Source organism: Brevibacillus sp. MCWH (assembly GCF_013096935.1).
In the GTDB taxonomy this organism is placed as follows: Bacteria; Bacillota; Bacilli; order Brevibacillales; family Brevibacillaceae; genus Brevibacillus; species Brevibacillus aydinogluensis.
On the sequence record NZ_SDLF01000003.1, the window covers coordinates 190,828 to 204,777 of the forward strand.

Annotated in this window: 11 protein-coding genes; all 11 read left to right on the forward strand. The window is 57.9% G+C overall.

Going from position 1 to position 13,950, the window contains the following annotated elements:
- The first annotated feature begins 58 nt into the window (after positions 1-58).
- The 11 genes from ETC00_RS04035 (at position 59) to ETC00_RS04085 (ending at position 13,950) form a co-directional block, all read left to right on the forward strand.
- On the forward strand, positions 59-829 hold the full coding sequence (locus ETC00_RS04035; protein ID WP_171564669.1) for an undecaprenyl pyrophosphate synthase: 771 nt from the start codon (positions 59-61) through the stop codon (positions 827-829).
- Positions 830-847: 18 nt separating this feature from the next.
- Positions 848-1,633 carry a phosphatidate cytidylyltransferase gene (locus tag ETC00_RS04040; RefSeq protein WP_171564670.1) on the forward strand — a complete coding sequence of 262 codons (786 nt, stop codon included), beginning with the start codon at positions 848-850 and terminating at the stop codon, positions 1,631-1,633.
- A 41-nt stretch (positions 1,634-1,674) separates the two neighbouring features.
- Complete coding sequence (locus ETC00_RS04045; RefSeq protein WP_171564748.1) at positions 1,675-2,829, forward strand: 1-deoxy-D-xylulose-5-phosphate reductoisomerase; 1,155 nt, start codon at positions 1,675-1,677, stop codon at positions 2,827-2,829.
- 38 nt (positions 2,830-2,867) lie between these two features.
- Positions 2,868-4,127 (forward strand): RIP metalloprotease RseP, encoded by a 1,260-nt coding sequence (gene rseP, locus ETC00_RS04050; protein ID WP_171564671.1) that lies wholly within the window; start codon positions 2,868-2,870, stop codon positions 4,125-4,127.
- A 37-nt stretch (positions 4,128-4,164) separates the two neighbouring features.
- Positions 4,165-5,247: a flavodoxin-dependent (E)-4-hydroxy-3-methylbut-2-enyl-diphosphate synthase gene (gene ispG / locus ETC00_RS04055; RefSeq protein WP_171564672.1), complete on the forward strand. Its 1,083-nt coding sequence runs from the start codon at positions 4,165-4,167 to the stop codon at positions 5,245-5,247.
- 176 nt (positions 5,248-5,423) lie between these two features.
- Positions 5,424-7,154: a proline--tRNA ligase gene (locus ETC00_RS04060; RefSeq protein ID WP_249178982.1), complete on the forward strand. Its 1,731-nt coding sequence runs from the start codon at positions 5,424-5,426 to the stop codon at positions 7,152-7,154.
- Between the two features lie 123 nt (positions 7,155-7,277).
- Positions 7,278-11,588, forward strand: coding sequence for a PolC-type DNA polymerase III (locus tag ETC00_RS04065; protein ID WP_171564674.1), 4,311 nt, complete (start codon positions 7,278-7,280; stop codon positions 11,586-11,588).
- Positions 11,589-11,774: 186 nt separating this feature from the next.
- A complete protein-coding gene (gene rimP / locus ETC00_RS04070; RefSeq protein WP_171564675.1) occupies positions 11,775-12,233 on the forward strand; it encodes a ribosome maturation factor RimP in 459 nt (152 codons plus the stop codon).
- 42 nt (positions 12,234-12,275) lie between these two features.
- Positions 12,276-13,361: a transcription termination factor NusA gene (nusA, locus tag ETC00_RS04075; RefSeq protein ID WP_171564676.1), complete on the forward strand. Its 1,086-nt coding sequence runs from the start codon at positions 12,276-12,278 to the stop codon at positions 13,359-13,361.
- 2 nt (positions 13,362-13,363) lie between these two features.
- Entirely contained in the window at positions 13,364-13,654 is a 291-nt protein-coding gene (gene rnpM, locus ETC00_RS04080; RefSeq protein ID WP_171564677.1) for an RNase P modulator RnpM, read from the forward strand.
- Complete coding sequence (locus ETC00_RS04085; RefSeq protein WP_171564678.1) at positions 13,651-13,950, forward strand: YlxQ family RNA-binding protein; 300 nt, start codon at positions 13,651-13,653, stop codon at positions 13,948-13,950. Before rnpM ends, ETC00_RS04085 begins: the two co-directional genes overlap by 4 nt.

The window sequence follows — 13,950 nt, forward strand, 5'->3', positions numbered from 1 at the left end:
TATCCCCCTCTGTTGAGGGGGATGTATGTCTATATCTCTCATTGCGGGGGAACACTTTATGTTAGAACATCTGGCGCGCAAGTGGTCGCGCAAGGCACAACAGGCAAACACAACTGAACTGGACCTGTCCGGCCAGATTCCGCATCACGTGGCGGTGATCATGGACGGCAACGGCCGATGGGCCAAAAAGCGCAATTTGCCCCGAGTGGCCGGCCATCGGGCAGGGATGAAAACGGTGAAGGAAGTCGTCAAGGCAGCCGACGAGATTGGCGTACAGTATTTGACGATGTACGCGTTTTCCACCGAGAACTGGAAACGGCCGCGGGACGAAGTGGATTTTCTCATGAGACTTCCCCAGGAGTTTCTGTCGACTGAATTGGAAGAATTGGTTGAACGCAACGTGCGGGTGCGGATGGTCGGCAGCCGGGAGCAGCTGCCGCCGTATACGATTCAGGCGCTGGAAACGGCGGAACATAGAACGCGCAATAACACCGGTCTGCAGTTGAACTTCGCACTCAATTACGGAGCGCGCAAGGAAATTGTTGAAGCCGTAAAGGATATTGCAGCCCGTCTGCAGGCGGGTGAAATCGACCTGGAACAATTGAATGAAGATGTCATTTCCCGGCATCTCTACACGAGCGAAATCCCTGATCCGGATCTGTTGATCCGCACCAGCGGAGAAATTCGTCTGAGCAACTTCATGTTGTGGCAGTTGGCCTATACGGAATTGTGGTTTACCGAGGTGCTGTGGCCTGATTTTACCCGGGAACATTTCTATCAGGCAATTGTGGAATACCAGGGCCGAGCTCGACGCTACGGGGCGGTTTAAGCCGAGAGGTGGAATCAGTTGAAGCAGCGGATCATTACAGGCCTCATTGGTGGGGCAATCTTCCTGTTCCTCGTCTATCTGGGGAACATGTGGTATTCATTCCTGGTGTTGTTATTGGCCGTCATGGGCCTTTTTGAATTTTTGCGGATGGCGGGACTGCAGCCGTTCAGCACGGCGGGTGTGCTCGCTTATGCGTTGATGGTCAGCATCGTCTGGCCGGCGCTTTCGTTTTCAGCCGGGACCGGTGTTGTTATACCGAATTTGGTGCTGCCAGTCACGCTGCTGCTGCTGGTTTATTCCGTTTTGCGAAAAAACCAGTTTCACATTGAACACGCCGCCCTTACGCTGATAGGGGCGTTATACATAGGCTACGGATTTACTTACATGGCCGCCGTGCGCAACCTCCCGGACGGCTTGATGCTGACGATGCTGGTCATCCTGGGCATCTGGGCGTCCGATTCTGGTGCCTATTTCATCGGCAAGGCCGTGGGCCGGCGAAAACTTTGGCCGGCCATCAGTCCGAACAAAACCGTAGAGGGATCGTTTGGCGGACTGCTCGCTGCGGTCGCAGTCGTGCTGGGCCTCAATGCCGCTTTTGGGCATCTTCCCTTCGGACAGGCTGTGGCCATTGCCGTGGTGGCGGCCGTGGCCGGACAGTTGGGGGATTTGGTAGAATCGGCGATCAAACGCCACTTTGGCGTCAAGGACTCCGGCAGTATCCTGCCTGGCCACGGCGGCGTTCTCGATCGCTGCGACAGTTGGATTATGGTCTTTCCCGTCTTGTATCTGCTAGGCATTGTCTAAATGCGAACGCCATATAGAAAGAGATATAGAGGGTGAAACGATTGAAACGCATATCGCTATTGGGCTCTACCGGGTCGATCGGCATTAGCACGTTGGACGTAGTGGCCCAGCATCCGGAGGAATTTTCGATAGTGGCCTTGGCGGCAGGGAACAATATAGAACGGTTGGCGGAGCAGGTGAAGCAATTCAAGCCCGAGCTGGTCTCCGTTGGCAGTGAAAAAGCGGTAGGCGAACTAATGGAGCTGCTCGGCAGCGACCATCGTCCGGAGATCGTCTGCGGAACAGACGGATTGGAGCTGGCTGCCCGTCATCCGGACGCAGATGTCGTCGTGACGGCCGTGGTCGGAAGCGTGGGAGTAGCGCCAACGCTGGCCGCGATCAAGGCGGGAAAAGCGATCGCCTTGGCCAACAAGGAGACGCTTGTCAGCGCCGGTCACCTGGTCATGAAAGCTGCGCGCGAACGGGGCGTGCCAATCATCCCGGTAGACAGCGAGCATTCCGCCGTGTTTCAAGCGCTCCAGGGGGAGCGCCGGGAGGACGTAGCCCGTATCATCCTGACGGCTTCCGGCGGCTCGTTCCGTCATCTGAGCCGGGAGGAACTGGCCCACGTGACGGTCGCCGAAGCGCTGAACCACCCCAATTGGAGCATGGGCGCCAAGATCACCGTTGATTCCGCCAGCATGATGAACAAAGGGTTTGAAGTGATCGAAGCCCATTGGCTGTTTGACATGCCGTACGACCAGATCGACTGCATCCTGCACTATGAAAGCATTATTCACTCTATGGTAGAATATAAGGACCGGGCTGTCATGGCTCAACTGGGCACCCCGGACATGCGCGTTCCGATTCAGTACGCGCTCAGCTACCCGAAGCGCATGCCGCTGATGACAGAGCCGCTTGATCTGGTGAAGTGCGGAACCCTGCATTTTGCACCGATGGATTTTGTCCGTTATCCTCTGTTACAATTGGCATATGAGTGCGGAAAACAAGGCGGCACCCATCCCGCCGTCCTCAACGCAGCCAATGAGGTTGCCGTATCGCGCTTCCTCCAGGGCGAGATCGGCTTCCTGGAGATTGAACGCATCGTGCAGGAAACCTGCGAAATCCATAAAGGAATCAGCCAGCCCTCCCTGGAGGAGATCATGGATGCCGACGAGTGGGCCCGCAATCAGGCGCGATCCCTGTCTGCACGATAATGAAGCTTGACGATAACGCAATGAAAGGTGGCTTTCCCTTGCCTTTTCCCAATCTGGATTCGATCGAATCGATTCTCGCGATCATCATCGTGTTTGGCGTACTCGTGTTTGTGCATGAATTGGGCCATTTCCTGCTGGCCAAACGGGCCGGCATTCTCTGCCGGGAGTTTGCGCTTGGCATGGGGCCGAAAATCTTCAGCATAAAACGGGGAGAAACGGAATACACACTGCGCTTGCTGCCAATCGGGGGAATGGTGCGCATGGCCGGTGAAGATCCGGAGCTGGATATCCTCAAGCCGCACATGGAAGTGAGCGTGGAACGGGATGCAGTGGGAAAAGTGACGCGCATTCTGCTGGACAAAACGGACAGCGGCAGCGTGAACGGGACGATCGTCCGCTATGATTTGGAACACCAACTGACGCTCACCTTGAACGTGGACGGGGAGGAGCAGACGTTCTCCGTACACCCGCAGGCTCACTTGGTCAAGGACGGGCAGGAGGTGCAGATTGCGCCCTACAACCGGCAGTTCAGGGGGAAGACGGTCTCTGAGCGCTTCCTGGCTATCTTTGCCGGTCCGGCGGCCAACTTTTTGCTTGCCTTTGTCCTGTTTGTGGCGATCGGACTGTCCTACGGGGTCCCCAGCAACGTGCCGTACCTGGGCGAAGTAAGGCCAGGCGGCCCCGCAGCACAGGCGGGCCTGATGCAGGGAGACCGGGTGATCGCCATTCAGGGGCAGCCGGTATCTACATGGAAGGAAATCGTGCAGATCGTCAGCCAGTCCCCCGACAAGGAACTGCTGTTTGACATCGAGCGGAACGGACAGCGCAAAAGCGTAAAAGTCCGCATCTACAACGACAACAACGTCGGCAAGATCATGGTGACGCAGACGCTGACGTACGCGCCTGGCGAGGTGCTGAAGTACGGAGCCGTCTCCACGTACGAGTTTACCGCGATGATTCTGAAAAGCTTGGGGATGCTGTTTACCGGCGCCGTCGGGTTGAACGACCTGAGCGGACCGGTGGGAATCTTCAAGATGACGGGCGAATTTGCCCAGCAGGGATTGGCGGTCCTGCTGAAGTGGGCAGCGGTGCTGTCCATCAATCTGGGCTTGTTTAACCTCTTGCCGCTGCCGGCACTGGACGGAGGACGGCTGGCGTTTTTGCTGGTGGAAGCTTTGCGCGGCCGGCCGGTCGATCCGCACAAGGAAGGCATGGTGCATTTTCTCGGCTTTGCTTTCCTGATGCTGTTGATCCTGGTCGTGACCTGGAACGATTTGCAACGCTTGTTTTTGCAGTGACGTGTAATCACCGACACAAACAAAAGGATGGTGCTCTATGTACAAGCGCGAGGAGACGAAACCGGTATATGTTGGAGGCGTACAGATCGGCGGACAAAAAAGCGTCGTGATCCAGTCGATGACGACGGCGGACACCCGCGACGTGGAAGCCACGCTGGCACAAATCCAGCGGCTGTATGAAGCCGGCTGCCAAGTCGTCCGCCTGGCGGTGATCAACGAAGACGCGGCGCGCGCCATCAAGGCAATCAAGGAACGCTCCCCGCTTCCGCTCGTCGCCGACATCCATTTTGATTACCGTCTGGCGCTGATCGCCTTGGAAAGCGGCATCGACAAGATTCGCATCAACCCCGGTAACATCGGCTCCAAGGAAAAAACGAAAGCGGTCGTCGAGGCGTGTCGGGAGCGCAACGTTCCGATTCGCATCGGCGTCAACTCCGGTTCCGTGGAAAAACGGCTGTTGGAAAAGTACGGGTATCCGTCACCGGAAGCGATTGTGGAGAGCGCCATGGACCACGTCCACATTCTGGAAGACCTGAACTACGACAACATCGTCATCTCCCTGAAGTCGTCTGACGTGCCGACGATGATTCAGACCTATTCGCTGATGGCGGAGAAGCGCAACTATCCGCTTCACGTCGGCGTTACCGAAGCAGGGACGCAGTTTTCTGGCAGCATCAAGTCGGCGGTCGGCATCGGCACTGTGCTGTCGATGGGCATCGGGGATACGATTCGGGTCTCGTTGACGGCTGACCCGGTCGAGGAGATCAAGGTGGCGAAACAGATTCTCCGCAGCCTGGACATCGTCAACAACGACCCGGTGGTGATTGCCTGCCCGTCGTGTGGACGCTGTGCGATTGACCTGATCGGGTTGGCCACCAGGGTGGAGGATGCCGTTTCCACGCTGAAGGTACCGCTGAAAATTGCCGTCATGGGTTGTGCCGTCAACGGTCCCGGCGAGGCCCGCGAAGCGGATGTGGGCGTCGCCGGGGGCAATGGCGAAGGACTGATTTTCCGCAACGGGGAGATTGTGCGGAAAGTGAAGGAAACGGAACTGTTCGAAGAGCTGATGAAAGAAATTCACGAATTGGTGGAAGAGCGGAAATCTGCCACGGTTGGATAAGAACACGTTCTAACCGGTGACAAACCCACGTGCATAGCGGCGGCCCCTTGCGAGCGGGCGGAGGAAACACCCGCTGCGAGGCTCCCCAGGCACGTGGGTTTGCTTTGCGAAAAAAGTTTGACGACGCAGTTGTGCGATGCATGAAGGAGGACAAGCGTGTGTTTAAGCAAAGTCAGATGTTGATTCCCACCCTGCGGGAAGTGCCTGCGGATGCGGAGATTGCCAGCCACAAGTTGCTGCTTCGGGCGGGCATGGCCCGTCAGCTGGCATCCGGGATTTACACCTACCTGCCGCTGGCGCTGCGCAGCCTGCAGAAAATCCAGACCATTGTGCGCGAAGAGATGAACCGCGCCGGGGCCCAGGAACTGCTGATGCCGGCGATGCAGCCGGCGGAATTGTGGCATCAAACGGGCCGATGGGACGTATACGGTCCCGAACTGGTGCGCCTGCAGGACCGCCACGAACGTTCGTTTGCGCTTGGTCCGACGCATGAAGAAGTGATTACCAGCCTGGTGCGGGACGAAATCAACTCCTACAAAAAACTGCCGATCAACCTGTACCAGATTCAGACGAAGTTTCGCGACGAGGTCAGACCGCGCTTCGGCCTGATCCGCAGCCGCGAGTTCATTATGAAGGACGCCTACTCGTTTGACACCACGCCGGAAGGGCTGGACAAAAACTTCCAGGCGATGTTTGATGCATATACCCGCATTTTCACTCGCGTCGGCCTGAACTTCCGCGCTGTGGAAGCGGACGCGGGAGCGATTGGCGGAAAAGGAACCTACGAATTCATGGCGCTGTGCGACATCGGTGAAGACACGATTGCCTATTCGGAAGAGGGCGATTACGCTGCCAATTTGGAAAAGGCGGAAGTGGTGTACAAGCCTTCCCCCAAACCGGCCGGAGAAACACCTGCGATGGAGAAAATCCACACGCCTGGTGTAAAAACCATTGACCAACTGACGGAAACGCTTGGCGTGGACGCCAGCCGGATCATCAAAAGCCTGATCTATCGGATCGACGACAAGCTGGTGATGGTGCTCGTCCGCGGCGACCACGAGTTGAACGAAGTCAAGCTGAAAAACCTGTTCGACGCGACGCAGGTACGCCTTGCGTCCGCAGAGGAGGTGCTGGCAGTGAGCGGCGCACCGGCAGGCTTTGTCGGGCCGGTCGGTCTCGCTGACGAAAAAACGGAAATCGTCGCCGACAACTTCGTCCAGGACGTCTACGACGGAATCGTGGGCGCCAACGAAGCCGACTACCATCTCATCCATGTGCAGCCGGGCCGGGACTTTACCGTGTCTCGTTACGCCGATCTGCGCAACATCATGGAGGGAGACGTCTGCCCGCGCGGCGGCGGTGTCATCAAATTTGCCCGCGGGGTGGAAGTAGGCCACGTGTTCAAACTGGGCACCAAGTACTCGCAGGCGATGGGCGCCACCTTCCTCGACGAGAACGGGCGCAGCCAGCCGATGATCATGGGCTGCTACGGCATCGGCATCTCCCGTACTCTGGCCGCCGTGATTGAGCAAAACAACGACGAACACGGCATCATTTGGCCCGTGTCCGTGGCGCCGTTCCACGTCCACGTCATTCCGGTCAACACCAAAGTGGAGGAGCAGCGGCGTGCGAGTGAACAGATCACCGAAGCGCTGATGGCGGCTGGCATCGAGGTGCTGTACGACGATCGGCCTGAGCGCGCCGGCGTGAAGTTCAAGGACGCTGACCTGATTGGCCTGCCGCTGCGCATCACCATCTCCGACCGGGCCGCGCAGGAGGGCGTCGTCGAAGTCCGCGTCCGCCGAACTGGTGAAACGCACGAGGTAAAACGCGACGAACTGGTCACCTTTGTGAAAGATCTGCTGACTCGCGTCGACCGGACGGGGGCGGAACTGGTCCACGCGTAAAAAGAAAGCAGGGATTCGGCTGATTTTGTCGAATCAAATCGGGGTACTCCCGTTGAACCGTGGGAGTACCCCCTGTTTTTTTCAGACAGGTTTGTACTGATGGCATGATTGAGGTGGAGAACCGTGAATCGGTTGGAAGAGCAAAAACATCGCTTCTCGCTGTTGGTGAAACAGTTGGATCTGCCGGCAGAGTGGGTGGAGCGATTTTTTCTTGATGGGCACATCGATAAATTGGAACTCTACCGGCAGAACAAGGAGTGGGTGTTTACCTTTACACTGCCCCGGTTGCTGCCGGCGGAGATCTATCAGGCCTTTATGCGCCGTCTGATCCAGAGCTTTTCCCATTTGGCGACAGTGGACGCCCGATTCCGCTACCGCGAACAGCCGAGTGTGGAGCAGGCCGTCAGCCAGTACTGGGACGTGCTGCTGGAGAATCTGGAACAAAAGATCAACTCCTTGGCGGTCACGCTGCGCCAGGCGAAACGGAAAGTGGAGGCGCAGAGCGTAACCGTGTACCTGCCGACGGAGATGGCGGTCGAGATGGCCAAGCGGAAGAAAGCGGACAGCGAACTGGCCGCCGCCTTTGAAAAAGTGACGGCCTGCGTGCCGCGCTTTACGTTTTTGGCCGAAGAGAACGACGAGGCGTACAAGGCGTTCATGGAGCAGCGGGAAGAAGAGGAGCGGGCGCTGATCGAAGAGGTCATGAGCGCGGTCCAGCAGGAGAAAGAGAATAAGGAAAGTGAGAAGACAGAGGCAGTGACCACGCTGATGATCGGCTACGAGATCAAGGACGAGCCGCTACCGATCCGCGAGATCCAGGACGAAGAGCGGCGCGTCACCATCCAGGGCACGGTGTTTGGCGCGGAACTGAAGGAGCTGCGCAGCGGCCGCCATTTGTTGACGTTCAACATCACCGACTACACCGATTCGCTGACGGTCAAGATTTTTTCCCGCGACAAGGAAGACGTCAAAATGCTGGAGGCCGTAAAGGACGGTTTGTGGGTAAAAGTGCGCGGCAGCGTCCAGCATGACACCTTCCTGCGGGAACTGGTAATGGTCGCAAACGACATCAACCAAATCGAACAGGTCGTGCGAAAAGACACAGCCGAGGAGAAGCGGGTAGAACTGCACTGTCATACGCCGATGAGCGCGCTCGATGCCGTCGCCTCCGTCAAGTCGCTCATCAGCACGGCGGCCAAGTGGGGGCACAAAGCGATCGCCATCACTGACCACGGCGTCGTTCAGGCGTTCCCGGAAGCGTACAGCGTCGCCAAAAAGAACAACATCAAGTGCATCCTCGGCATGGAGGCGTACGTGGTGGAAGACGGCGTAGACATCGTCTACAACCTGACTCAGGAGAACAACCTGCCGATCGACGAAAACACCGAGTACGTCGTGTTCGACACGGAGACGACCGGTCTCAACGCAGCGGAGCACACGATCATTGAAATCGCTGCGGTGAAGATGCGCGGCACGGAGATTGTCGACAAGTGGACGGAATTGATCGATCCCCAGATCGAGATTGGCCCCAAGACGACCGAAATTACCGGGATCACCAACGAAATGCTGCGCGGCAAGGAGACGCTGGACGTGGTCCTGCGCCGGTTCAAGGAGTTTACCGGTGACGCTGTGCTCGTGGCGCACAACGCGGAGTTTGACAAGGCGTTCATTAATGCCTGCGCCAAGCGAATCGGGATGGAGCCGTGGAACAACCCCTTCCTGGATACGCTGCCGCTGGCCCGCCTGCTTTACAAGGGCATGCGCAACTACCGCCTGGGCACGCTGGCGAAAAAGTTCAACGTGGAACTGATCAACGCCCACCGCGCACTGGATGACACCGTGGCGCTGGCCCACGTCTTCCAGTACATGCTGAAAGACATCCGGGAGGCGGAGATCAAAACCCTGGCCGATCTGAACGAGCGGAGCAATGCGGAGGCAGACTACAAGAGCGGCCGCCCGTTCCACGCCACGCTGCTGGTAAAAACGAAGGCCGGGCTGAAAAACCTGTATAAACTGGTCAGCCGCTCCCACGTGGAGACGTTTTTCCGCGTCCCTCGCATTCAGCGCAGCCAGCTCGTCAAGTACCGCGACGGGCTCTTGATCGGAACGGCCTGCAAAGAGGGCGAGCTGATGCAGGCGATCCTGCGCGGGAAGACGCGGGACGAGCTGAAAGAAGTAGCCGCCTTCTACGATTTTCTCGAACTGCAGCCGCTGGATCACTACGCGCCGCTGCTGCGCAATGAGGAGATTCCCTCACTGGAGACGATGAAGGGATACCACCAGTTGATCGTCGATATCGGAAAGGAACTGGGCAAACCGGTGGTGGCAACGGGGGACGTCCACTTTCTCAATCCGCAGGACGACATCTTCCGAGACGTGTTTTTGCTGTCGCAAGGCTCCCCTGATGCGGGCAACCAGCCGCCGCTTTATCTGCGCACCACGGACGAGATGCTGGAAGCGTTTGCCCACCTCGGCGAGGAGACTGCGCGCGAAGTGGTGGTGACCGCCCCCAACGCGATTGCCGATATGATCGAGGACGTCAGCCCGATCCCTGACCGGTTGTACACGCCGATCATCGAGGGAGCAGATGACGAGCTGCGCCAGATGTGCTACGACAAGGCGAAGAAGCTGTACGGCGATCCGCTGCCGGAGATCGTGGAAAAGCGCCTGGAAAAAGAGCTGAACAGCATTATCACACACGGATTCGGCGTGATTTACCTGATCTCCCAGCGGCTGGTGACCAAGTCGCTGATGGATGGCTATCTCGTCGGTTCCCGCGGTTCCGTCGGGTCTTCCTTCGTGGCCACGATGGCCGAGATCACCGAGGTCAATCCGCTGCCGCCGCACTATCGCTGTCCAAACTGCAGGCACAGCGAGTTCATCACGGACGGCTCGATCGGTTCCGGTTTCGACCTGCCGGACAAGGATTGTCCCGCCTGCGGACACAAGCTGGCCAAAGACGGACAGGACATTCCGTTCGAGACGTTCCTCGGCTTCAAAGGGGACAAGGTCCCTGATATCGACCTGAACTTCTCGGGCGAATACCAGCCGCGCGCCCACAAGTATACGCAGGAACTGTTCGGCGTGGACAACGTCTACCGCGCGGGAACGATCGGCACGGTTGCGGAAAAGACCGCCTACGGCTACGTGCGCAAATACGCGGATGAGCGCGGCCTGACGCTGCGAAACGCGGAAATCGCCCGGCTGGTAAACGGCTGCACCGGCGTCAAGCGGACGACTGGCCAACACCCGGGCGGAATCATCGTGGTGCCCGACTACATGGAGATCGAGGATTTTTGTCCGATCCAGTACCCGGCGGACGACAGCGAATCGGAGTGGCGGACCACGCATTTTGACTTCCACTCCATCCACGACAACCTGTTGAAGCTGGACATTCTCGGCCACGACGACCCGACCGTAATCCGCATGCTGCAGGATTTGACCGGCATCGATCCGAAGACGATCCCGCTCGACGACAAGGCGACGATGTCGATCTTCAGTTCGACCGAGGCGCTGGGCGTCACGCCGGAGCAGATTCGCACCAATCTGGGGACGCTGGGCATTCCCGAGTTTGGTACCAAATTCGTGCGGCAGATGCTGGAGGACACCAAGCCGACGACGTTTGCCGAGCTGGTGCAGATCTCCGGTCTTTCCCACGGTACGGACGTCTGGCTGAACAACGCGCAGGACTTGATCCGCAGCGGGACGTGCAAGCTGTCCGAGGTGATCGGGTGCCGCGACGACATCATGGTGTACCTGATTTACAAGGGGCTGGAACCGTCCCGCGCCTTCAAGATCATGGAGTCGGTGCGCAAAGGAAAAGGCGTTCCCGAAGAAGACCAGGAAGAAATGCGCCGCAACAACGTGCCGGAATGGTACATCGAGTCCTGCCAGAAGATCAAGTACATGTTCCCGAAGGCGCATGCTACCGCCTACGTGATGATGGCGGTGCGGATCGCCTACTTCAAGGTGCATTACCCGCTTGAGTTTTACGCAACATACTTCACGGTGCGAGCGGACGACTTCGACATTCCGTTGATGGTCAAGGGCTCGTCGGCAATCCGGCAAAGAATCGAGGAAATCGAAGAAAAGGGACACGAGGCGCAGCCCAAGGAGAAGGCGCTGTTGACCGTACTGGAGATGGCGCTGGAGATGGTGGAGCGGGGTTTTCGCTTTGCCAACGTCGACCTCTACCGTTCCGATGCGACCAAATTCCTGATCGACGGCAACAGTTTGATCGCGCCGTTCAACGCTCTGCCCGGTCTGGGGACCAACGCGGCGATCAGCATCGTCAAGGCACGGGAGGAAGGAGAGTTCCTCTCCAAGGAAGACCTCTTGACCCGCGCCCGGATTTCCAAAAGCATCCTGGAATATCTGGAGGAGCAGGGAGCCCTTAAAGGGCTGCCGGAATCCAATCAGCTCTCGCTGTTCTGACGACTCCGGACGAGGAGCGGTCCGGAGGGGCCTGTCGGGATTTGGGTAACACACGGTTGTCAACGACAGGCTGTTATGCTATAATTTTTTTGGAAATACTGGTTATACGCACGCAGAGCGAGAGTGGGGAAACCCACTCTTTCTTTCTGGCCGAACCCCATGCTTCAACGACAAGGAGGTACTTGCTTGAGCAAGGTAACAGACATTGTCACCGAACTGGTTACGCCCATTCTCGACGAACTGGGTCTGGAACTGGTTGACATCGAGTACAAGAAAGAAGGCAGCAACTGGTTTCTGCGCGTGTTCATCGACAATGAAACCGGGAACATCGACATTGATGACTGCGGCCTTGTCAGCGAGCGGCTGAGTCAGCGTCTGGACGAGGTGGACCCTATTCCTACCGCGTACTTCCTGGAGGTGTCGTCACCGGGAGCAGAGCGTCCGCTGCGCAAGGAAAGCGATTTTCGCAAGGCTGTCGGCAGGCATGTACATATCGTAACCAAGGAGCCGCTGGAAGGCTCAACCGTGTTCGAAGGGGAACTGGTATCCTTCGAGGACGGACAGCTGACAGTGAAAGAAGCGAAAAAAACCTACGTCATTTCCCTGGACCAAATCGACGCGGCCCGGATGGCCATCGTCTTCTAATCCCGCGGGTGTGTGTTCGTAAAGGAGGAGGCAACGAAAATCATGAACGCCGATTTTATTGAGGCATTGGAAGCCATTGAGAGAGAGAAAGGAATTTCCAAAGACGTGTTGATCGAGGCCATCGAAGCGGCCCTCATTTCCGGATACAAACGGAATTTCAATTCGGCGCAAAACGTTCGCGTAGACGTGAATCGCCACACCGGCCAGGTGCGTGTGTTTGCCCGCAAAACGGTCGTGGAGGAAGTGCTCGATCCGCGTCTGGAGATTTCTCTGGAAGCGGCGCAGGAGATTGATCCCAACTTCCGGCTGGATGACATCGTCGAGATCGAAGTGACGCCCCGCGACTTTGGCCGCATTGCCGCCCAGACCGCGAAGCAGGTGGTGACCCAGCGCATTCGCGAAGCAGAGCGCGGACTCATCTACAGCGAGTTCATCGAGCGGGAGGACGACATCATCACCGGTGTGGTCCAGCGCATGGATGCCCGCAACTACTACATTGACCTGGGCAAGGCGGAGGCAGTGATGCCGATCACGGAGAAAATGCCGACCGACGACTTCAAGCCCCAGGATCGGGTGAAAGCCTACATCATCAAAGTTGAAAAGACGACCAAAGGACCGCAGATCATCGTCTCCCGCACGCATCCCGGCCTGTTGAAACGGCTGTTTGAACTGGAAGTGCCGGAAATCTACGACGGCGTGGTGGAGATCAAATCCGTCGCACGTGAGGCCGGCGACCGCTCCAAGATCGCCGTCCATTCGATCAACCCCGACGTCGACCCGGTAGGCGCCTGTGTGGGGCCTAAAGGGATGCGCGTACAGACCATCGTCAACGAGCTGAAGGGCGAGAAGATCGACATCGTGCGCTGGTCGGAAGATCCCGCGGAATACGTGGCCAACGCGCTCAGCCCGGCCAAGGTGCTGCACGTGGAAGTGAACGCTGCCGAGAAAGTGACCCGCGTGATCGTACCGGATTATCAATTGTCGCTGGCAATCGGCAAGCGCGGTCAAAACGCCCGTCTCGCGGCCAAGCTGACCGGTTGGAAGATCGACATCAAGAGCGAGACACAGGCTGAACAGGAAGGCATCGCCTACCCGAAAGCGGGCGATGAGGGGGCTGACCTCGAATAGCCATGAAGCAAAAGAAAATTCCATTGCGGAAATGCATCGTGTGTCAGGAAATGTTTCCGAAAAAAAAACTGGTGCGCGTCGTGCGGACCCCGGACGAAGAGATTATCATCGATCCGACTGGCAAGGCAGCCGGGCGCGGGGCGTACGTGTGCCGTCAGGAAAGCTGTCTGAAGCCGGACACGTTTGCTTCGGGCAAGTGGAAAAAAGTGCTGGAACGCGCACTGAACATGTCCATCACCCAGGAAAAATACGACGCGTTCCGTGAGAAATGGCTGGAGATGATGGGACAATGATCCCCAAGGCAGCGCAAATGCTGGGGTTGGCCATGCGTGCACGCAAGGTGATATCCGGCGAGGAGCTGGTCGTTCAGGCAGTGCGAACCGGTCAGGCCAAGCTGGTGCTGCTCGCGGCCGACGCTTCTGCCAACACGACGAAGAAGGTACGTGACAAGTGCGCCTATTACGGTGTTCCGTGCGTAACGGCAGGCGACCGGTACGCGCTGGGGCACGCCATCGGCAAGGAAGGGCGTGTCACCGTAGCGGTTACGGACGGGAATCTGGCGGACAGCATACTGCGCCTGCTCACCTAA

Excerpts from the sequence above, each read along its gene's own strand:
- ETC00_RS04035 (WP_171564669.1), top strand. The coding sequence starts at position 59 with ATGTTAGAACATCTGGCGCGCAAGTGGTCGCGCAAGGCACAACAGGCA.
- ispG (WP_171564672.1), top strand. The coding sequence starts at position 4,165 with ATGTACAAGCGCGAGGAGACGAAACCGGTATATGTTGGAGGCGTACAG.
- ETC00_RS04060 (WP_249178982.1), top strand. The coding sequence starts at position 5,424 with ATGTTGATTCCCACCCTGCGGGAAGTGCCTGCGGATGCGGAGATTGCC.
- nusA (WP_171564676.1), top strand. The coding sequence starts at position 12,276 with ATGAACGCCGATTTTATTGAGGCATTGGAAGCCATTGAGAGAGAGAAA.
- rnpM (WP_171564677.1), top strand. The coding sequence starts at position 13,364 with ATGAAGCAAAAGAAAATTCCATTGCGGAAATGCATCGTGTGTCAGGAA.
- ETC00_RS04085 (WP_171564678.1), top strand. The coding sequence starts at position 13,651 with ATGATCCCCAAGGCAGCGCAAATGCTGGGGTTGGCCATGCGTGCACGC.